A 22,117-nucleotide genomic window follows, 5' to 3' on the forward strand; every position below is an offset into this window, starting at 1 on the left:
GATTATTAATTACTGTCTTTTCCTGTTCCGTATCCTTTTACGATACCTCTTGGAGAGTTCTGAATAAACTGAAGAATTTCGTCTCTTTCGGCAGTCGGAAGCATTTCTTTTTCAATATGCGAAATAGCCTGAGAAACGTTCATTTTCATCTGGAAAATAGCTCTGTAAATTTTTTGGATTTCAAAGATTTTCTCATTCGTAAATCCTCTTCTTCTCAACCCCACAGAATTGATTCCTGCATAAGACATAGGTTCTCTCGCCACTTTCACATAAGGCGGAATATCTTTTCTCACCAAAGTACCACCGGAAATCATCACATGTTTCCCGATTTTACCAAACTGATGAACAGCCGACAAACCTCCCATTACGGTATAATCGCCGATTTCTACGTGTCCCGCAATACCGCAACCATTTACAATGATAACGTGGTCTCCGATAACACAGTCGTGAGCAATGTGAGAAGTTGCCATAATAAGACAGTTGGAACCGATTTTAGTAAATCCTAAAGCTTTAGTTCCTCTGTTTACGGTTACACATTCTCTGATTGTCGTATCATCACCGATGATTGTCTGTGTATCTTCACCATCAAATTTAAGATCCTGAGGAATCGCTGAGATTACAGTTCCAGGAAAAATTCTGCAATTTTTCCCGATTCTTGCTCCATCCATAATGGTAACATTAGAACCGATCCAAGACCCTTCCCCGATTTCTACATCGCCTGCAATCGTAGTAAAAGGTTCTACAATTACATTTTTGCTGATTTTCGCACGTTTATCTACGGCTGCTAATTGATGAATCATTTAATCAACTTTATTTTTTGCAACTTGGGCCATTAATTCTGCTTCTACAGCTACCGTATCTCCTACGTAACCGTACCCCTGCATATGAACGATACCTCTTCTGATAGGTTCTATCAATTCAATCTTGAATATAAGCGTATCTCCCGGAATTACTTTTCTCTTGAATTTTACTTTATCAATTTTAATAAAATAAGTAGAGTAATTTTCCGGATCCGGTACACTTGCCAATACAAGAATTCCTCCTGTCTGTGCTAAAGCTTCCACTTGCAAAACTCCCGGCATTACAGGTTCTTTAGGAAAATGCCCAACGAAGAAAGGTTCATTCATTGTTACATTTTTAAGACCTACAACATGAGAATCTGAAAGTTCAAGGATTTTATCAATTAATAAGAACGGAGGTCTGTGAGGCATAAGCTTCATGATTCCGTTGATATCAAAAACAGGTTCTTTCGTTAAATCAAAATCAGGAACGTTTTTCTTCTTTTGCAATTTCCACTGACGGTTCAGCTTTTTAGCAAATTGAGTATTTACAAAGTGTCCTGGTTTGTTTGCGATAACTTTTCCTTTAATTTTCACTCCAGCCAACGCCAAATCACCGATTACATCCAGTAATTTGTGTCTTGCAGCTTCGTTGGGATAATTTAAGGTTAAATTATCAAGAATTCCGTTTGGTCTTATTGACACATTGTCTTTACCAAAAGCTTTTTTCAGTTTTTCTGTAGTTTCAGGCGTAAGATCTTTATCTACATAAACAATTGCGTTAGAAATATCTCCACCTTTGATCAAACCGTGATCTAAAAGCATCTCTAATTCGTGTAAGAAACTGAACGTTCTTGCAGATGAAATTTCTTCCTTAAACTCAGAAATATTTTTCATAGTAGCATTTTGAGTTCCTAAAACTTTAGTCCCAAAATCTACCATTGTTGTAATCTCGTACGTATCCGAAGGAATAATCGTGATTTCTGATCCCGTTGCAGGATCGCTGTACGTAAGAACTTCTTTTACTACAAGATATTCTCTTATTGTATTTTGCTCAACAACTCCAACAGTTTCGATAGCTTCAACAAAAAACTTTGAAGAACCATCTAAAATCGGAGGCTCAGAAGCATCCATTTCTAAAATGGCGTTATCTATATCACATCCTACCAAAGCCGCCAAAAGGTGCTCACAAGTATTGATCTTAACTCCCAGCTTTTCTAATGTCGTCCCTCTTTCTGTAGCTACAACATAATTAACGTCAGCTTCGACTTGAGGGTGTCCCTCCAAATCTGTTCTTACGAATACAAAACCTGTATTTTCTTTTGCAGGTTTCATGGTTAGTTTTACTTCTTTACCTGTGTGAAGTCCGATTCCGGAAAGTGTCACTTCTTTTTGAAGTGTTTTTTGCATATCACTCATTAGTTTTATCTTTTGAGGTATTCTCAAGATTATTAATTCTACCTACAATTTCAGTGAAATTTCTGAAATGGACATAATTCCTAAGGTAGTCGTTATAGCTGATTGCCGGTGAACCGTACAATGTTTCTTTATCATTAACGCTAGAATTCACCCCACTCTGAGCCTGAATTTTCACCTGATTTCCTATTTTAATATGACCTACAACGCCCACTTGTCCTCCAATCTGGTTCCAATCTCCGATAATCGTGGATCCTGCAATTCCGGCTTGTGCTGCAATGACGTTGTTCTGACCAATTTTCACGTTATGAGCAATCTGAATCAGATTATCAATTTTAGTTCCTTTTCCGATGATGGTAGAACCGATGGTTGCTCTGTCGATACTGCAGTTTGAACCGATTTCTACATCATCTTCAATGATTACATTTCCCAGTTGCGGAATCTTTTTGAAACCTTCCTGAGTCGGTTGGAAACCAAATCCGTCACCACCTACAACCGTATTGGAATGAATGACACAATTGTCACCAATAATGCAATAATCATAGATTCTCGCTCCACTGTCAATCTTACAGTTTTTTCCGATTCTCACTCCTTTACCGATGTAAACCTGAGGATAAATCTGAGTTCCTTCTCCTATTTTAGCCTTTTCAGACACATAAGTGAATGCGCCGATATAAACTCCATCACCAATTACGGCGGTATCATGAATCGAAGAACCATCTTCCACCCCTTGTTTTCTGCCCTGCATTTCCTGATACAGGTTCATTAAAACCTGGAAAGAAAGATAGGCATCCTTTACCGCAATTATAGTAGGATTATAAATATCTTTTGCTAAAAGATTTTCCGAAACAATAATGACAGAGCATTTTGAAGTATCCAAATAATGAGAAAATCGATCTTGTGCTATAAAAGAAAGATGCCCTGATTCTCCATTTTCAATTGGTGAAACTCCAGTAATAAGTGCGGTCTCGTCACCTATTATTTTTCCGTCAATAAAACTTGCAATTTGCGAAGCTGTAAATTCCATATTCTGCAAAGATAAGAAATTCTGTAATTCGCAAACATTTTTTAATTTTCAGATCGTGAATTTTAATATTCTTTAAGAAATTATGTCATCAATATCTCTTGGGAAAGTAAGGATATATCTTGTCGTCTTATTTACCATCAAACCTGATAAAAGCTGGTCTTCTGATTCTTCCAGCCTTATTTTTTTACCATTTTTCTTCAACAGATAAATTGGCTGTTTTTCGGTATCATAAGGAAGAAGTTTTCTCTTAATTTCATGCACCAGTTCGTTTCCATTATCGATTCCAAAAAATTCATTGGTGTTTTTTATTTTTTCCTCAATGAATTCCCTACCAAATGAGTGGGATGATATAATTGTCTTCGGAAGATTTCTCTGAATCACGCATTTACACCAATAAGACAAGATCACATCATCTGCATTTTGCCAAGATTTCATAGCCTGAATAACATCGTTGTCATCCAATTGCGTAAATCTTTCCACATCTTCATCGGTTGCCGAACTTTTCCCTCGATGTAAAAAATATTTCAAATTTTCGGTTGCAGGTAAATCAACTCCCTGCGAAACCAAAAGTTTTGCTCTTTCTAAGATTTTAACCAAAAGAAATTCTGCCAACGCCGAAGTTTTGTGATAATAAACCTGCCAATACATAAACATTCTTGCCGTAAGAAAGTTTTCCACAGAATACACTCCTTTTGCATCCACTACCAATTCTCCTTCATCGCAAACATTCATCATAGAAATAATTCGCTGCGTATTGATGCTTCCTTCAGAAACGCCTGTAAAAAAGCTGTCTCTGTTTAAATAATCAAGTCTGTCGACATCCAACTGAGAAGAAATAAGCTGATTGAAAAACTTTCTGTGATATTTCCCCTGAAACATTTCAATGGCAACCGATAATTCTCCGTTAAATTCTACATTTAATCGATTCATCAATAATAATGAAAGATTCTCGTGATGCCAATCGTCCATCAACATACTTTCCAACGCGTGAGAAAACGGTCCGTGACCAATATCGTGCATCAAAATCGCCAACATTGCTCCTTTCTCTTCATCTTCAGAAATTTTCACGCCTTTCTGTTTCAATGTTTCCAAAGCAGTAAACATCAAATGCATCGCCCCCAAAGCATGATGAAATCTTGTATGCGTCGCACCCGGAAAAATCAGGTTCAACAATCCGGTTTGTCCTATTCTTCTCAATCTTTGGAAGTAAGGATGCTCGATGATATCAAATAAAATGGCGTGGGGAATTCTGATAAATCCGTGAACAGGATCGTTGATGATTTTTAACTTATTCTGCATTGAAACGTCAGTATTTGTACACAAATTTAGGGATTTTAAATTTTAGGGTTGATTAATTTTTATTAAAAATGGATTGATTTATAAACAAATGGGACGAATATTTTCATGAATGATACGAATGTTATTCATATAGTTTGTCAGTCCTGAGCAATCCAGACGCAGTTTATTAAAATTATGCTGTGAATTACTTTGCCGAGATTCCTCCGGAATGACAAACAGAGCGTTTATAATTTTGTTATTAGTGAAAACATTTGCGTCAATTGTGTTTAAAAATTATCTTTGATAAAATTCCAATATCCATTAATGAGAAAATTCTCACTTTTCATCTTATTACTCTTAAGCTTCAATTTTTCGGCGCAGATTTTATCTGAAACTCAAAAACTGGAATCTCTTTGTAAGGTTTGGGGATTTTTGAAATATTATCATCCGAATGTTGCCCAAGGAAAATTCAATTGGGATGAACAGCTTTTTCAGAAAATTGATGAGCTTGAAAACATTAACGAGAAAAGCAAGTTGAACGAATTATATTCAAATTGGATCGACAGTCTTGGAAAAATTGATGAATGTAAAGAATGTTCGAAAGAAGAGAATAAAGTTTATTTTCTGAAGAATTTTTATTTAAACTGGATGAATGATCAAAATGTTTTTTCCGAAAATGTGATTCAAAAGCTGAATTACATTCAGAATAACAGAAACTTTGGAGAAAATTATTATTTCGGGATCAACGGAAGAAAGGTTTATTTCAGAAATGAAAACTCTTATGGTTCAAAATTTATTTCAAAACAGATCAGTCTTTTCGAATTATTCAGATATTGGAATTATGCAGAATATTTCTTTGCTTACAAATACAAAACCGATCAAAACTGGAATGATGTTTTAACAGAAATGATTCCAAAATTCCTGGAAATTAACAATGATGTAAATTATCATTTGAATTTAGCAGAATTGGTCACCAAAACTGATGATTCGCATGCTTATCTTTTGTCCTCGTTAATCAGTCTGAATCAATACGGTAGAAGAAATGTTCCGGTAGAATATTCTTATGCAGAAGGAAAACTGGTGGTTACGAAACTTAATTCCAATACATTTAATGAAGAAAATCCTTTGAAAATCGGCGATGTGATTTATGATATTAATGGCTTAACGATTCCTCAAAAAGTAAATGCTTTCGGAAAATATATTCCCGCCTCCAATTCTTGGGGGAAAATTAAAAAAGTAAGAAAGCTGTTTTTAATGACCAATAAAGATTCCACAAGTCTTAAAATTGAAAGAAACGGACAAAATTTAGCTTTAAAAGTAAAAACGTACCTTTTAAAAGATATTATTTCTGAAAAAACAATTCAACCCGAAAGGTGGAAATTTCTGGGTGAGGAAAGAAAAATCGGCTACGTAAACATGGGATTGATTCAGAGAAAAGATCTGGACGAAATGTTTAACAATTTAAAATCGACAGAATCCATCATTTTTGACTCCAGAAATTACCCGAAAATGACGATCTTACCATTGAGTAAATTATTGCTTCCAGAAAATACCATTTATTACAAGTTCAATTTTCCGGAAACAAATTATCTCGGTAAATTTTACAGCCGAAAAAACAGTATCGGAAACAGAAATACTGAATATTATAAGGGAAATGTGGTAATTTTGGTTAACGAAAATACACAAAGCCAGGCTGAAACTACGGTAATGATGTTAAAACAACATCCTAAAGCGAAAGTGATCGGTGGTTACACTTCGGGAGCAAATGGCGATGTCATTATATTCAATATTGCTGATTTGGAGACGAGTTTCACGGGATTAGGAGCTTATTACCCGAATGGAACGGAAACCCAGAGAATCGGTATCATTCCTGATATTATTATAAAGCCAACGGTAAAAGGCATTCAGGAAGGAAAAGATGAAGTGCTGGAAAGAGCTTTACAATATATAAAAGACGGTAATTGAATGAAACAAAATCAATAATATTCCGTTATGTTTTCATTTAACTTATATTTAACTTAATAGCTGCTTAATTTGGCAGTTTTTGGATAGAATTGGTCAACAATTTGATACTATAACCATGTAAAAAATAAATTATGTCGGAAAAGATATTATGGATAGATGATGAAATAGATTTACTTAAACCTCACATCGTTTTTCTTGAAAAGAAAGGTTATCAGGTAACGCCTGTTAACAACGTAAACGAGGCACTTGAACTCATGGATTCTGAGAAGTTCGCATTAACACTTATAGATGAAAATATGCCCGGAATTTCCGGCTTGGAAGCAATTCCTATGATTAAGGAGAAAGATAATTCTCTAAAAATTGTAATGGTGACGAAAAGTGAGGAGGAACATATTATGGAGGAAGCAATCGGATCTCAGATTGCCGATTATATTTTAAAACCTGTAAACCCAAACCAAATTTTACTTTCGTTAAAGAAAAACCTTCAGGAAGATAATCTTGTTGAGCAGAAAACAATTCTGCAATATCAGCAGGAATTCAGAAATCTTTCTATGGAACTTTCTTATTTGAGAACGTATCAGGATTGGGCAGATTATTATAAGAAAATCGTTAATTGGGAACTTAAATTTGATAAAGTAGCAGATAACGAATTTGCAGATCTTTTGCAATCTCAAAAAGAAGAAGCCAATATTCAGTTTGCGAAATTTATCGAAAACAATTACGAAGATTGGTTGAATGGAAATGAAAAACCATTAATGAGCCATACTCTTTTCAAAGAAAAAGTAAAGCCACAGGTTGAAAAAGAGAAAGTGTTGCTTTTAATGGTCGATAATCTGCGTTATGACCAATGGAAAGTAATCGAACCATTATTCACAAAATACTACAACAAAATTTCAGAAGATTATTATTACAGTATTCTTCCGACGGCAACTCAATATGCTAGAAACTCTTTCTTTGCAGGATTATTACCTTCTGAAATTGAAAAACGTTTTCCTGATAAATGGTTTAATGATAATGAAGAAGGAAATAAAAATGAATTTGAGCGTGATTTCCTTGAAGATCAAATGAAAAGAATTGGTTTAGGCTCTAAGTCGATGAAATATCTTAAAGTCTTGAATGCTGATTTTGAAAGAAAAATCTATGACGACTTCAACCAGCATAAAAACAACGATCTTTTGGTAATTGTTTACAACTTTATTGATATTCTTTCTCACGCGAAAACGGATAATCATATCGTTGATCAATTAATTCGTGATGATAAAACTTTCAGATCATTAACCTTAAACTGGTTTGAGAATTCATCATTATTAAAGATTATCAAGATTGCTGCAGAAAGCGGTTTCAAATTGGTTATCACGACAGACCACGGAACGGTTTATGTTAAAAAGCCAAGTAAAGTTGTCGGTGACAGAGAAACTTCTACGAATATCCGTTATAAAACAGGGAAAAGTTTAACCTATGACACGAGTGATGTTTGGGCAATTACGAATCCTGAAAAACTGTTTTTACCAAAAGGAAATTTAAGTTCTAAGTACATTTTTGCCAAGAACAATATCTTTTTAGCGTATCCAAAAAATTATAATCACTTTGTAAATTATTATAAAGAGACCTACCAACACGGAGGAATTTCATTAGAAGAATGTATAATTCCTTTCAGTATTTTAGAACCTAAGTAGTTATTTACTTTGGTAATAAGGGGGCGGAAAAAATCAAAGATTTTTTCCGCTTCTTTTTTATTAATATTTTTGAAGCATGAAATTAATCACTTACAACGTAAACGGAATCAGAGCAGCTTTTACTAAAGATTTTTTAGGATGGCTGAAAACCGCTGATCCTGATATTATCTGCATTCAGGAAAGTAAAGCAGGAAACGACCAGATAGACATCGAAAGCCTTGAAAAACTGGGATATCACAGTTATTGGCATTCAGCGGTAAAAAAAGGCTACAGCGGCGTTGGTATTGCTTCGAAAATTAAACCCAATCATGTAGAATATGGTTGCGGTATCGAAAGCTACGATAATGAAGGGAGAATCATTCGTGCAGATTTTGACGGATTTTCTGCCATCTCGGTCTATGTACCTTCTGCTTCCAACATTGACAGGTTAGAATTTAAAATGCAGTTCTGTCACGATTTTTTAAATTATATTAAAAACTTAAAGAAAGAAATTCCTAATCTTATTATTTCCGGGGATTTTAATATTTGTCATGAAGCTATCGATATTCACAATCCGGTTGGTTTAAAGAATGTTTCCGGCTTTTTACCCATGGAAAGAGAATGGATGACCAATTTCATTAATGAATGCGAACTGATCGACAGTTTCAGGCTTTTCAATAATGAACCCGACAATTATACTTGGTGGAGCTACAGACAGAATTCGAGAGCTAATAACAAAGGCTGGAGATTGGATTATAATTTCGCTTCTTATTCCTTAAAAGATAAGCTCACAAGAGCCGTTATTTTAAAAGAAGCTGTGCATTCCGATCATTGTCCTGCTTTGGTAGAATTAAGCCTTTAGCACAAAAAAGAAAATCCAACTGAATCAGTTGGATTTTTCTTTTAATTTAAATCATAAATTTAATCGACAATTTCATATTCCACCGGAATCGTACCTCTATCGGTATCTCCGATTTCACTGAACGCTGCTTTAGACATGTCTAAAGATCTTGATGAATGGTAAGGTCCTCTATCATTTACTCTCACTATTACCTCTTTCCCATTATTCAGATTGGTAACTCTAATATTTGTACCAAAAGGAAGCGTTCTGTTTGCTGCGGTGAACTTTGCATTATCAAAGATCTCTCCGCTTGCAGTTTTTCTACCGTTAAACTTTTCGTGGTAGTACGATGCATAACTTGTTTTTTTCGCATCCATGGCATTATTCTTGAAAGAATAAATACCAAAGCTTGAAATCATCATTATGATTACGAGAATGAATCTTTTCATCATTTTGAACATTTTATTGGTTTTGACTCAGCAAATGTATCATGAATCTTTTAAAGAGCCTATTCTATTTGTTAACAAGTGTTAACTAAAACCAAAAATTATCTTAATATATATTATAACTCCCTATCAATAGGGGTTTTAAGAGGTATTGTTAAAGAGTGTTAAAAAAACAACTCAAACGTTAACAATTTTAACAAAAATCAAGATATTTAGATACTTTTAACATATAATTTGGTTTGATAATCAATTAGTTAAATAAATTTATGATTTTAAAATTTAACGCTGCTAATATCATTAAAAAACAATCTGAGATCTTACAGAAGTAAAATTAAAAAAGTACTAAAATAAAAAAAACCAATGAGAAATTCTCATTGGTTTTATATATTATAAAAGATTAATCCTTTATTATTTTAAATATTCCAATACATAGTCATAAGTACCACTCGGGTATACTACAGACATACTAGGAGAACCTGTGATAGCATTTCCAGCACCAGTTCCTAAAGTGTAAGAATATAAACTCTTATCAAAAACTACACCAGTACCCGCTTTATAAATAGTAACTGAATATAAAGAAGTCATACCTGTTGGTGAAGGAATATCAACTGCTGTTGAAGTTCCACTTGCAGTGAAAGTTCCTTTAATTGCATAAACTGCAGCAGTACCAATTTGTGTATTAGTAATGGTTTCAGTTGTACCAATTATAGTTTTACTCGTAGCATTTAATGGTTTCCATGTACCTGTAGCAGTTGCAAATCCATTTCCAAGTCCTCCCGTTGGATTAGAGAAATAATAATATCCTGGCGCAACAGCCGTAGTGACACCAGAAACACTGTTACCAGTACCCATATTGTAAACAATCATCCCATCATACGCTGTAGGGAAATTATCTTCATCTGTAACAGGAGTGGCGAAAGTAAATGTAGTTAAATTTGTTCTAGGAAAGACTAATCCTTTACCATCGTTAGTACTATCATTAAAACCACCTTGAATACCAGATGCATCTAAGAAAGCACTTTGAGATTGGATATTACCACTAGCAAAACCATTACTTCTTAATTGTGCGTTTGTATATTGAAACATTGCCAAACCTGAGGCAAGAGTTAGTATAAACTTTTTATTCATGACTAAATGTGTGTATTAAGTTAATATTAAAAAATTATTGTGCAGAATATGATTGCCAAGCAGTACCATCATATACAAAAGCAACACCTCTACCATTAACTGCTAATGAGTTTGATGAAGTTGCACTCACACCAGATATCGTAAGGGTACCGCCTCCAACTTTCACAAGTGTAACAGTTTTACCTTTACTTGCAGCAGTCACAGGAATTGTTGATAAATCTGCATTTGTAGTAATAAAAACATACCCATTTAAATCACCTGCTGCTAAATCAGCACCAGAAGCAGAAGTTCTAACACTTACAGGAGTAGCAGTAACAGTTCCACCACCAAATGCAATCCAAGTATTAGTAGTAGTTCCATCATAATAATAGAAACCAACTGCTGTTACATTAATTGCTTTTCCTGTTGCTGCACCATCTGCAATTGAGGAAACAAATGTAAGTGCACCGTTTTGTGCGGCAGTATATACAGCATCTTTTGCCTGTAATTGGCCTCTTGTGATACGAGGGACTAGTAATGCGTCTGGTCTTGTTGCATCTGCAGGTGTACCGACAACATCTAAAGTAGCAGCTGGAGTGGTTGTGTTAATACCCACACGCCCTTGCTGTGCCTGAGCAATTGCTACGAATCCGACTAACATAGTCGTTGTTAATAAAAATTTTTTCATAAGTTTTTAAAGATTTTAAATTACATTTTCATCAATGATAATTATATTCAAATGGGAAACTTACCCCAATTGTGCCTTTCAATAAATAAAAAATAAAATATTTTATGATACAATTTCAAAAAACATTTAAATTTTACTTGATTCTATAAATATCTAAGCTTTAAATGAATAGAAGTATAAAAACTATTCATACCGGCAAAGTTAATATTTATTATCTAATTTACACAATATTAAATAAAAAAGTTTCGTTATTTTAATTTCAAAAAAACAAAAACACCTGTAAATCAAGTAATTAAAACAAATTGTATTATTAATTAATTAATGTTAATATTCATCAACTCACAAATAATTTTATTTTAATGAGAATTATCTCCAAATTATTTAATAAAATGTAAACTATTTGAGAATAATTTTAAATTAATTCTCCATATAGGTCAAATTCTTCTGCTGAAGTAATTTTCACGTCAGCAAAATCTCCGATTGAAATGTAAGTATTCTCTGCAGAAACCAACACAGTGTTGTCTACGTCCGGAGAATCATACTCTGTTCTTCCGACAAAATAGTTACCTTCTTTTCTGTCGAATACACATTTATATATATTACCAATTTTTTGCTGATTCTTTTCCCATGAAATCTGAGACTGAACTTCCATGATCTCTTCTACTCTCGCTTCCTTAACTTCCTGTGGAACATCATCTTCCAGCACATAAGCTCCGGTATTTTCTTCATGAGAGTAAGTGAAGCATCCCAATCTATCGAATTTCTGTTCTCTTACCCAATCTTTCAGCTCTTGGAAAATTTCTTCAGTTTCTCCGGGATAACCAACAATAAGCGTAGTTCTAATTGCCATATCCGGCACTTTTTCTCTGAATTTTCCTAAAAGAGCATTTGTTTTCTCATGCGTAGTTCCTCTTTTCATCGACTTCAATAAATCTGAATTGATATGCTGAAGAGGAATATCGATATAATTACAAACTTTCGGTTCTTCACGGATAATATCCAGAACATCTTCCGGGAAACCGCTTGGAAAAGCATAATGAAGACGAATCCATTCGATTCCTTCTACTTTTACCAATTCTTTTAAAAGCTCTCCCAATGCACGTTTTTTATAAATATCCAACCCATAATAGGTAAGATCCTGAGCAATCAAAATCAATTCTTTTGTTCCTTTTTTGGCTAATTTCTGAGCTTCAAGAACCAATTTTTCAATCGGTGTAGAAATGTGATTACCTCTCATTAAAGGAATTGCACAAAAAGAACAAGGTCTGTCGCATCCTTCAGAAATTTTTAAGTAGGCATAATGCTTTGGAGTCGTTGTTAATCTTTCTCCAACCAATTCGTGCTTATAATCTGCCCCTAAATGCTTCAATAAAATAGGAAGATCTCTCGTCCCGAAATACTGATCTACATCAGGAATTTCTCTTATCAAATCTGGCTTATATCTTTCTGAAAGACAACCTGTAACAAAAACTTTCTCTACCTCTCCTCTATTTTTCGCTTCTACATAATCAAGAATAGTATTGATAGACTCTTCTTTTGCATTGTCGATAAATCCGCAGGTATTGATCACCACAATATCTCCTTTGTCTTCATGAACAACCTCTTTACCATTGGCTTTAAGCTGGCTCATTAAAACTTCAGAGTCATAAACGTTCTTGGAACATCCAAGCGTTACTATATTAATTTTCTTCTTACCTACAGATTTTGTGCGCATCTTTTTGATTTTGAGTTTGCAAAGATACAAAATATTAAAGAGCCTTACTTAAAAAAAAGAAAACCACTTTAATAAATTGGCTTTCAATATGATATTTAAAAATTCTTTTCTTTAAAAGTTGGTGCTGTTTTATCTTTTTCAGAAAGAACAGCATCCTTGTCTTCAATTTTCCAGTCGACATTGAGATCAGAATCGTTGTATTTTACACTTCCTTCTGATTCTTTATTGTAAAAATTGTCGCATTTATAAGCAAAAACCGCAGTTTCACTTAAGACAGAAAAACCATGCCCAAAACCTCTCGGAACGTATAGCTGCAGTTTATTTTCATCTGTAAGTTCGATACCAAACCAATGTCCGAAAGTTGGAGAATCTTCTCTTAAGTCTACTGCCACATCCCAAACTTTCCCTTCCAGACAAGAAACCAGCTTTGCCTGCGCATGTTCTCCTTTCTGCAAATGAAGACCTCTTAAAACACCATACGAAGATTTTGAGATATTATCCTGAACGAAGTGACCATTCATTCCGGTAAGTTCTTCGAATTTTTTCTCATTAAATTTTTCGAAAAAGTATCCTCTATCATCTTCAAAAATGGTAGGTTCTATAATATAACAGTCCTTTAAAGGGGTTTCTTTTATTTTCATAGTTCAAAATTGGTTAAAAATAACCTTAATTGTTTTAATTTTATTTTATAAAAACTTTAAAAATAGTCTTCGACAAGATTTTAACATCATTAGCAAAAGACATATTTTCCAGATAATCTAAATTCATTTTTACTTTATCCGGAAATAAAATCTCATCATTATAAAATATGGGATCTTTTTGTTGTTTTAATATTGCATCCTCATTACTGTACTTAATACTTGCGTCTGAGGTTAATCCCGGTTTTAGTTCTAAAATTCTTCTTGAATCGCCTTCTAATTTATCATAATATCCTTCAATATCGGGACGAGGTCCTACAAAACTCATTTCACATTTCAGGATATTGAATAACTGTGGCAATTCATCAAGTTTAAATTTTCTTAATAATAATCCTATTCGGGAGCTTTCCCTTTCATTATCATCAATCGTTTTAAACTTATAAATAGTGAAAGCCTTTCCAAATTGTCCGATTCTTTTCTGGCAAAAAACACCATTTGATTTTGTATCCAGGCTTGCAATAATAAACAATATGATTAATAAAGGTAAAAAGAGAATAATTAAAAAGATTGATAAAATACAATCCAAAACAACTTTCCAATACCTATACTTACCCATTATTTACAAATTATTTTCCAAAAAAATCGTTGATCACTTTTGCAATTCTCAGTCTTTCATCTTCTGTAAGATTTGATCCTGAAGGAAGGCATAAACCATCATTAAACAGTTTCTCGGAAACACCGCCTCCGTAAAAAGGAGCATTTTCGAAAATCGGCTGCAAGTGCATCGGTTTCCACAATGGTCTTGATTCTATATTATCTTCCAGAAAAGCCATTCTTAATTCTTCTCTTGTTTTTCCTGTAATCTGAGGATTGACAGTAATTGCAGAAAGCCAATGATTAGAATAAAAGTCTTCAGACGGTTCGGAAAATACAGTTACCCCATCAATATCTTTAAAAATATTAACGTAAAAATCGTGCATACTTCTTCTCGCTTCCACACGGCTGTTTAAAACTTCCATCTGACCTCTTCCTATACCTGCAACAATATTACTCATTCTATAATTATACCCAATATGAGAATGTTGATAATGAGGAGCATTATCTCTTGCCTGTGTAGAAAGGAAAACGATTTTATCTTTATCTTCCTGAGTGTGACAAACCAAAGCACCACCTCCTGAAGTAGTAATGATTTTATTCCCATTAAAGCTTAAAACCCCAAAACGCCCGAAAGTTCCACAAGGTTGACCTTTATATGTCGAACCTAACGCTTCCGCTGCATCTTCGATTACTTCAATATCAAATTCTTTTGCAATAGCAATAATACCATCCATTTTTGCAGGCATCCCATACAAATGGACTATAATAATTGCTTTTGGCTTCTTTCCTTTTTTAATTCTGTCTCCGATCGCCTGTCTTAAACCTGCAGGACACATGTTCCAAGTTTCCGGCTCACTGTCTACAAAAACAGGTGTTGCACCACAATATGCTATCGGATTTGCAGACGCTGAAAACGTCATTGACTGGCAAATTACCTCATCACCATATCCAACTCCACATTCAATTAATGCTAAATGAAGCGCCGCCGTACCTGCTGATAAAACTGCAACTTTGGTATCTTCTCCTAAGAAGTTTTCCAGGTCTTCTTCAAAACCATTCACATTCGGTCCCAAAGGAGCAACCCAGTTTTCAGCAAAAGCTTCGTTGATGTATTTTAATTCGTTACCTCCCATGTGTGGTGAGGATAACCAGATTTTTGAATTCATTTATGTATTTTAAATCTATTTTATTTTTTTTATTATTCTCCCAGGATTTCCAACAACTACCGAATAATCAGGAACATCTTTTAAAATTACAGCACCGGCACCTATCACACACCATTTTCCAATATTAATATTCTGAATTATAGCTGCTCCAATACCAATATGTGACCCTTCACCTATATAAATATTTCCTGCTAATGCTACATTTGGTGATATGTGCACAAAATCTTCAATATGACATTCATGATCAATGGATGAATTGGTATTAATAATACAATGCTCACCAATAAAACCATCTGCATTGATTGTAACGCCCCCCATGACCACTGTTCCTTTACCTATTTTTGATGTATGGGAAATTATTGATTTGGGATGAATCAGTTTTTCTACTTTATTAGCTATTTTTTCTGCGATCTTTTTTCGAGCAAGATTATCTCCTATTGTTATTATTAAAGGTTTTTCTTTATCAATAATATTATGAATTACAGGAAATCCATAACATTCTGTTTTATTAACATCATGATCAATAAAAGCAGTTATTTCAATACCATTTTCAATAGCAATATCTGCTACAACTTTACCGTGTCCGCTGGCTCCAAATAAATACATATTAGTTTTTTAGTTCCCTTTAAAAGGCTCTGTGGTGGCATGACCATTTGCAGATATCCCTTCTTTTAAAAATACTTTTTTTATTGTTAAGTAAATTATCTTCAAATCTACAACAAATGATACATTATCCACATACCAAACATCAAAATCAAATTTCTGTTTCCAGGAAATTGCATTTCTACCATTAACCTGCGCCCAACCTGTTATTCCTGGTTTTATCTCATGTCTTCTTGCCTGATGTTTATTATAAATTGGTAAATATTGAACTAAAAGCGGTCTAGGCCCAATCAACGACATATCTCCTTTGATTACATTTAGTAATTGAGGAATTTCATCTAAAGAAGTGCTTCTTACAAACATGCCGATAGATGTCATTCTTTCCGCATCCGACAAAAGATTTCCTTCTGCATCTTTCTTATCATTCATTGTTTTAAACTTAATGATACTAAAGATTTTTGCATTTTTCCCCGGTCTTTTCTGGAAGAAAAAGGGTTTCCCGTCATTGGCAAAAGCAAGACCAATCATGACCAATAAAAAAAGAGGGCTTAAAAGTAAAAAAACTAATAATGCCAAAGAAAAATCAATGATCCTTTTGAAAAAGTTTTTATACACTTTATCTTTTTTAGTTTAACGAATTTATTATTTTTTCATAAGATTTTTTCACCTGAAATTCTTTTTTAAGAAAATCCCAGCTGTTTTGTCTCATTTCTTCAAATTTGGAACTTTCCATTTCGGTGAATATATCTATCGTTTTGGTCATATCATTAATATCACCAGAATAAACCGATACACCACAATGGTTGTTCACAATATCTGATCCGATATCTGTATTTCTATCGGTAGCGGCAATTACCGGCATTTTGTACTCGAGATATGAAAGTAATCTCGAAGGATAATTCGGAATCAGAAAATCTTTATGTAAAAATATCAAGCCTATATCACAAACCTGAACAAGAAGATCATAATCATTTTTAGGTAAAGCAGATAACAGGAAGACATTTTGTGGCTGAGTCACATCAATCCAATTTTTTATTTTCCCATATTCTGTTCCTGACCCTACAATGATGAAGAATATTCTCTCATCATCTTTTTTGGCATCTAATGTTTTGATAAGAAAATCTATTCCCTGAGGTTTCCCTAAATTACCCCCATAAATAAATACTTTTTTATCTAAAGGAATTTTGTATTGGGATTTAATTGTATTTCTTTCCTGTTCTGAAAGTTCCTTAAAATCCTGTAGTTCAATCGAATTAGGATTAATTTCAATTTTATTTTCAGATATAAAAGAATTCTGATGTAGAATAAAATCAGCGTTTGCCTTAGACATACAGCCAATTTTGTCTGAAATACGGTACAATTCTTTTTCTTTATTTCTAAAATATTTGTATAAAACTCCTTTTTTGGTCATTAACTGCATATCCACAGCATTTTGAGGAAAAATATCTTTCAGTAATAAATAAGTTTTCGCACCATCTCTCTTTTGAATAAACTTAATAACATTCGTAAAAGTAATAGGCGGTGTGGAATAAATGACCAAATCAAACTTTACATCAGAAAAATATTTTTTAATAGACATTAGAAATAGCTTTTCTATTGATATTGTAGAAATCCCTTTTTCTATAAAATTGGTTTTTTGGATGTTTAATGTCCTTACATTCAGAAATTTTGTATTTCCTTCACTTTTTAAACTTGTTTTTTGATTTTCACGTCTTTCAGTAGGTGATACGATGTAAAGATGATGACCATGACCTGAAAACTCACGCATCAGATCCTGATAAAGACCACGCTGACTCAGCGTATCTATTTTTGCTAAAGTAAGAAACAATATATTCATCACCTATTTCTTACTCCACACTACTCTGTTGACATAGTCCGTATAGCTCAGAATAATTCTTACCATCTTTTCAGAGACATTTGGCATAGAATAATCTGAAACCGGTCTGTAATTTCTGTCTTCCCCTGTTTTTTGCTGCTGAAGCTGAACGAGCCCCTGCAAAATTCTTTCAGGAGATAATCCTACCATCATCACAGATGCTTCTTCCATCGCTTCAGGTCTTTCGTGAGCGTCTCTTATATTGAGCGCCCTGAAATTTAAGATCGAAGATTCTTCTGAAATTGTTCCTGAGTCGGATAAAACAGCATAGCTTCTCATCTGCAAAGCATTATAATCATGAAAGCCAAGCGGTTTTAAGAATTGAATTTCAGGTCTCACTTCGACTTTCATTTTATCGATCATGTTTCTTGTTCTTGGATGGGTAGAAACAATAATGGGAAAGCCAAATTTCTCGGCAATAGCGTCAAGACTTTCAATTAATCCGTTAAAATTTTTCTCAGAATTAATGTTTTCTTCTCTGTGTGATGATACAACAAAATATTTTCCTTGTTCTAAATTTAATCTTGCTAAAACATCAGAACTTTCAATCTGAGGCAGATAATGATTCAACACTTCAAACATCGGAGAACCTGTTTTAATGATTCTGTCTGCAGGAAGCCCTTCTCTTAATAAATATTCTCTTGCAATATCAGAATAAGTAAGGTTGATATCTGATGTATGATCTACAATTTTTCTGTTGGTTTCCTCCGGAACTCTCTGATCAAAACATCTGTTTCCTGCTTCCATATGAAAAATAGGAATTTGTCTTTTTTTGGCAGGAATTGCACAAAGACAAGAATTTGTATCTCCTAACACTAAAAAAGCATCAGGACTTAATTCTTCCAAAAGCGGATCTATCTTAATTAAAATATTTCCAACGGTTTCTGTGGCTGTTTTTCCGGCTGCTTCCAGAAAATAATCCGGTTTGCGAAGTCCTAAATCTTCAAAGAAAATTTGATTAAGTTCATAATCATAATTCTGTCCCGTATGGACGATAATATGTTCAATAGCTTCAGAAGCATCCAAAGCCGATAATACTCTTGATAGTCTAATGATTTCCGGTCGTGTTCCCACAACGGTCATTACTTTTAATTTTTTCATAATTATTTGGTTTCAAATACAGGAATAGCGGGAACCTGTACCATTGTTTTTATAGTAAACAATGTAAAATTATCTGCTACAAAGATATCAGTATCTCCTAAAACATCACTAACAAGCGAAGCTTTAATTTTTAACTTTTTACCATTTGTAGGAATAAAAGCTGTAATAGTAGTAAATCCTATATTTGTTCCATATGTTCCGGACATGTACGCTTGCTTATAAGTCTGTCCGTTATCTTCTGAAATTTCAAAAATAATTACTCCCAAAAAATCTGATACTTTAGGATTATTTACGATAAATGACACACCAGCAACTTTATCATTTGTATTAGTATTTATAGATTCGGAAGGATTTCCAAATAGGCCAGAAGATTTATTAATCCTAACGAAATTTAGTCTTGAATAAGGATTAAGAATATTGGCATTTCCCGATGTTTTTGCTTTAACGGATTTTATTTCTCCAAAATTATTAAACACTTTATAAGAGTTTTCATATTTTCCCGTAGGTGTTTTTAATGTTGTCCCATGAGAAAGAGCTCTGTCTGATAAAAATTGATTTAAGGTATTTGAATCATTCTGCCTCACATCACATTCGTCTATATACAAATTGTAAGGGTCATAATTATAAATCATCATTGATTTAATTATGTAGGGTTTATAGTCTTTTATACCATCAAAATTATTCCCTTTTATGAAAATCTTATTTTTTTCGCTTCCAGTGGTTTTGCCTGAATATTCTGAATAGCTGCCATCACTTTTTACAAATGCAGAAGATACTGAAACACAGTCTGAAATAACACTTTCAAAATGATTACCTTCAAAATTAACGGTGCAATGACTAATTTCCAAATCAACAATATTAGCAGGTTTACTACCATTTGCATAAGGAATATTGCCCTCCATATTGTTATTGATTATATTGACAGGATCTTTAGAAAATCCTCCTCTTATCACTCTTGAATTATCGTGGCAAGAATTATTTTGAAAAGTGAATCCCCATGTCAAATTTCGTCCTCCGGAAGGCGAAACTTTACCTTCAGGCAAATCTGAAAAATAAATACATTCGTCATTCTGAGAAAAGGCGTTTTGAAAAAATTGTACAAAAGCAACATTATACTGGTTCGCAGATTCAAATTTTACAGCGTAATTAAATCCTCTGAAATGGCATCTTTCAACAATAAATGGCCAAGTAGGACCTGTAAATTCAGATTGAAATTTTATGGCAGTTGTATTTCCTTTTGTTCTTCCATCTTTTGCAAGAAATTGGATATTCGCAATTCTAATAGGATCTGCTACCGTTTTTTCAAAAATTATTCCTGCTGAATTTTTAGGAACTATTAATGTACATCCAATAAAAGGTTCGTCATTAGCAAAATTTCCGTTCATTTTTGCCCAACTTTCTTCTCTTAGTAATGCACCTGTCCCAATCAGTTGAATTCCCCCTTTTCTAAAAATCAATGGTTTATCCAGAAAATATTTTCCATCGGGAATTACGATGGTTTTTATAGAGTTTTTTTCAGCAAAATCAATTGCCTTTTGAAGATTATCAGAATCTAAAGTTTTACCATCACCAATACTTCCAAATTTCTTGATGGATAAAAAATTACTTGATAAATTCTGTGCATTATAATGGATTGAAAAAATCAAGCATACTAAACAATACAATATTTTTTTCATACCTCAACAAAATAAGTATCCGAATCTTCAGCATTAAATGGCTCATTAATCCAAAAAATAGTATACAGATCTTCTGTTCCTACATTTTTGATATTGTGGGTGTACCAAATAGGCATATCAACATAGGCAGGTTCATTTCCGCCTAAATAAAAATCTAACACCTCATTGGTATCAATTTTTCTTAACTGAATAAGAGCTTCCCCTTTTATTACCGCAAATCTTTCGATTTTTCTTGTATGAAAATGATTTCCTCTTGTAATTCCGGGAACTGTCGTGGAAAAGGAACATTGTCCACCAATTCCTAAACGGATAACTTCCACAAAAGCTCCTCTCGGATCTGTATGCTGAGTAAATTTAACCGGATAATGATCTTTAATATCAAAATAACAACGGAAAGTATTGAAAAGATTAAGATCAAATTTTGAATTTAATTCAGGAATTTCACCGTTGTCAAAGTATAATTTTTTATAGTTTTCAAGTTTTGCCAATACCTCCGAAACTTTATTTACGGAAGTATGAGGAACTTCATATAATTCTTTTGTTTCAGCAATTTCGATCTGATTAATAATTTCTTCCACAAGCTCACCTACATAAATAAGGCTTACTTCTCCGTCGTTATCAATAACAGGCATTTCACCATGCGTCAGTTTGTGGCAAAATGTCGCTATAAATGAATTGTAATTTGGTTTTCCAAAAGGTCCGAAAACATTCGGGATAATCATTCCGGTGAATTTTCCTCCGGATTTTTCTGCCCAATCAGCCAAAAGCGATCTTCCTTCTTTCTTTGATTTTCCGTACAGATTATCTTTTTCTTCCTGAGATGAAGAGGAAAATAAAATATGAGGGGTAGATTTTGTTCTTTCTAAGGAATCAATAATTTTCTTTACCAATTCCATATTATTATTGTAGATAATTTCCGGATCGGGATGACGATTCATAGCTGCCAAATGAACAATGACATCACATTGTTTTACAAACTCATCTAGTTTTTCGGGATTTTCAAAAAAATCTCTTTCAAAATAAATTCTCTCATATTGATCAGGCTTTAATCCTAATGTATTGTACAAATGTGAACCTAAAAAACCGTTTTGACCGGTAATTCCAATTTTTTTCATCATTACATATTTTTAAAATAATCTAAAGGGAAACGATACTCATCATTAATTTCGCCTAAAGCATAATTAACCATTACTAATAGTTTTGCTTTTTTTTCTCTTGCCTGAATTGCTGAAGCATAACCATTTGGGATATGAAGTACGTTCAACTTTTTTGCATTTAATTCAAATTCCAGAATCTGAAGATCTTTTGAAGGGCTTTCCCAATTATCAATTTTAATTAACTTAATAATAAAAACACCTTCGGATGCTACAAACCAGCGTTGTTCAGTTGTATGTCCTGTCCATCCTCTTGTATATTCAATACTATTATTTTCAATAAAATAAATTCTTTTTATTGATGAAGCATCAAAATTATTATTGAAAAAAAGATTGCCCCTTTCATCAGAATATTTTTCTCCTTCAATAATTTCTGGAATATTCATGATT

Annotated in this window: 21 protein-coding genes; 3 read left to right on the forward strand and 18 right to left on the reverse strand. The window is 33.4% G+C overall.

The features are described from left to right. Positions 1–5: 5 nt before the first annotated feature. The 4 genes from lpxA to J3D55_RS19045 form a co-directional block, all read right to left on the reverse strand. Entirely contained in the window at positions 6–800 is a 795-nt protein-coding gene (lpxA, locus tag J3D55_RS19030; RefSeq protein ID WP_259133351.1) for an acyl-ACP--UDP-N-acetylglucosamine O-acyltransferase, read from the reverse strand. Further along, entirely contained in the window at positions 801–2,198 is a 1,398-nt protein-coding gene (locus J3D55_RS19035; protein ID WP_259133353.1) for a bifunctional UDP-3-O-[3-hydroxymyristoyl] N-acetylglucosamine deacetylase/3-hydroxyacyl-ACP dehydratase, read from the reverse strand. Next, the gene (gene lpxD / locus J3D55_RS19040) at positions 2,191–3,222 is read right to left on the reverse strand and encodes a UDP-3-O-(3-hydroxymyristoyl)glucosamine N-acyltransferase (protein WP_259133355.1); all 1,032 of its coding nucleotides are present in this window, start codon (positions 3,220–3,222) and stop codon (positions 2,191–2,193) included. The genes J3D55_RS19035 and lpxD overlap by 8 nt, the downstream gene beginning before the upstream one ends. A gap of 72 nt (positions 3,223–3,294) precedes the next feature. Continuing rightward, on the reverse strand, positions 3,295–4,521 hold the full coding sequence (locus J3D55_RS19045) for an HD domain-containing protein (RefSeq protein ID WP_259133357.1): 1,227 nt from the start codon (positions 4,519–4,521) through the stop codon (positions 3,295–3,297). A 303-nt stretch (positions 4,522–4,824) separates the two neighbouring features. Here J3D55_RS19045 and J3D55_RS19050 point away from each other — a divergent pair, with 303 nt between their 5' ends. From J3D55_RS19050 to J3D55_RS19060, 3 genes are all read left to right on the forward strand, one after another. Continuing rightward, positions 4,825–6,465, forward strand: coding sequence for a S41 family peptidase (locus J3D55_RS19050; RefSeq protein WP_259133360.1), 1,641 nt, complete (start codon positions 4,825–4,827; stop codon positions 6,463–6,465). Positions 6,466–6,596: 131 nt separating this feature from the next. Beyond that, a complete protein-coding gene (gene porX, locus J3D55_RS19055) occupies positions 6,597–8,141 on the forward strand; it encodes a T9SS response regulator signal transducer PorX (RefSeq protein ID WP_259133362.1) in 1,545 nt (514 codons plus the stop codon). 76 nt (positions 8,142–8,217) lie between these two features. Continuing rightward, positions 8,218–8,982, forward strand: coding sequence for an exodeoxyribonuclease III (locus tag J3D55_RS19060; protein ID WP_259133364.1), 765 nt, complete (start codon positions 8,218–8,220; stop codon positions 8,980–8,982). A gap of 59 nt (positions 8,983–9,041) precedes the next feature. Here the strand turns inward: J3D55_RS19060 and J3D55_RS19065 are convergent, their stop codons facing one another. The 14 genes from J3D55_RS19065 to J3D55_RS19130 all read right to left on the reverse strand — a co-directional run bounded on the left by J3D55_RS19065 (position 9,042) and on the right by J3D55_RS19130 (position 22,113). Beyond that, on the reverse strand, positions 9,042–9,413 hold the full coding sequence (locus J3D55_RS19065) for a septal ring lytic transglycosylase RlpA family protein (protein WP_259133366.1): 372 nt from the start codon (positions 9,411–9,413) through the stop codon (positions 9,042–9,044). 402 nt (positions 9,414–9,815) lie between these two features. Continuing rightward, positions 9,816–10,535, reverse strand: coding sequence for a hypothetical protein (locus tag J3D55_RS19070; protein WP_259133376.1), 720 nt, complete (start codon positions 10,533–10,535; stop codon positions 9,816–9,818). A gap of 34 nt (positions 10,536–10,569) precedes the next feature. Continuing rightward, positions 10,570–11,202: a phage tail-like protein gene (locus tag J3D55_RS19075; protein ID WP_259133378.1), complete on the reverse strand. Its 633-nt coding sequence runs from the start codon at positions 11,200–11,202 to the stop codon at positions 10,570–10,572. Positions 11,203–11,614: 412 nt separating this feature from the next. Then, positions 11,615–12,916, reverse strand: a complete 1,302-nt coding sequence (rimO, locus tag J3D55_RS19080; RefSeq protein ID WP_259133380.1) for a 30S ribosomal protein S12 methylthiotransferase RimO — start codon at positions 12,914–12,916, stop codon at positions 11,615–11,617. Between the two features lie 95 nt (positions 12,917–13,011). Beyond that, positions 13,012–13,557 carry a dTDP-4-dehydrorhamnose 3,5-epimerase gene (rfbC, locus tag J3D55_RS19085; RefSeq protein ID WP_259133381.1) on the reverse strand — a complete coding sequence of 182 codons (546 nt, stop codon included), beginning with the start codon at positions 13,555–13,557 and terminating at the stop codon, positions 13,012–13,014. A 40-nt stretch (positions 13,558–13,597) separates the two neighbouring features. Next, positions 13,598–14,170 carry a sugar transferase gene (locus tag J3D55_RS19090; protein WP_259133383.1) on the reverse strand — a complete coding sequence of 191 codons (573 nt, stop codon included), beginning with the start codon at positions 14,168–14,170 and terminating at the stop codon, positions 13,598–13,600. A gap of 10 nt (positions 14,171–14,180) precedes the next feature. After that, entirely contained in the window at positions 14,181–15,317 is a 1,137-nt protein-coding gene (locus J3D55_RS19095; RefSeq protein WP_259133385.1) for a DegT/DnrJ/EryC1/StrS family aminotransferase, read from the reverse strand. 15 nt (positions 15,318–15,332) lie between these two features. Beyond that, positions 15,333–15,923, reverse strand: a complete 591-nt coding sequence (locus J3D55_RS19100; protein WP_259133387.1) for an acetyltransferase — start codon at positions 15,921–15,923, stop codon at positions 15,333–15,335. A gap of 9 nt (positions 15,924–15,932) precedes the next feature. Next, on the reverse strand, positions 15,933–16,535 hold the full coding sequence (locus J3D55_RS19105; RefSeq protein ID WP_259133389.1) for a sugar transferase: 603 nt from the start codon (positions 16,533–16,535) through the stop codon (positions 15,933–15,935). 10 nt (positions 16,536–16,545) lie between these two features. Then, complete coding sequence (locus J3D55_RS19110) at positions 16,546–17,757, reverse strand: glycosyltransferase family 4 protein (protein WP_259133391.1); 1,212 nt, start codon at positions 17,755–17,757, stop codon at positions 16,546–16,548. Positions 17,758–17,760: 3 nt separating this feature from the next. After that, positions 17,761–18,897 (reverse strand): non-hydrolyzing UDP-N-acetylglucosamine 2-epimerase, encoded by a 1,137-nt coding sequence (wecB, locus tag J3D55_RS19115; protein WP_259133400.1) that lies wholly within the window; start codon positions 18,895–18,897, stop codon positions 17,761–17,763. A gap of 2 nt (positions 18,898–18,899) precedes the next feature. Then, complete coding sequence (locus J3D55_RS19120; RefSeq protein ID WP_259133402.1) at positions 18,900–20,573, reverse strand: glycosyl hydrolase family 28-related protein; 1,674 nt, start codon at positions 20,571–20,573, stop codon at positions 18,900–18,902. Beyond that, on the reverse strand, positions 20,570–21,688 hold the full coding sequence (locus J3D55_RS19125; RefSeq protein ID WP_259135151.1) for a polysaccharide biosynthesis C-terminal domain-containing protein: 1,119 nt from the start codon (positions 21,686–21,688) through the stop codon (positions 20,570–20,572). Before J3D55_RS19125 ends, J3D55_RS19120 begins: the two co-directional genes overlap by 4 nt. A gap of 2 nt (positions 21,689–21,690) precedes the next feature. Then, positions 21,691–22,113: a WxcM-like domain-containing protein gene (locus J3D55_RS19130; protein WP_259133404.1), complete on the reverse strand. Its 423-nt coding sequence runs from the start codon at positions 22,111–22,113 to the stop codon at positions 21,691–21,693. Positions 22,114–22,117: the final 4 nt, after the last annotated feature.

Origin of the sequence: Chryseobacterium ginsenosidimutans (assembly GCF_024807225.1) — a bacterium.
GTDB lineage: Bacteria > Bacteroidota > Bacteroidia > Flavobacteriales > Weeksellaceae > Chryseobacterium > Chryseobacterium ginsenosidimutans.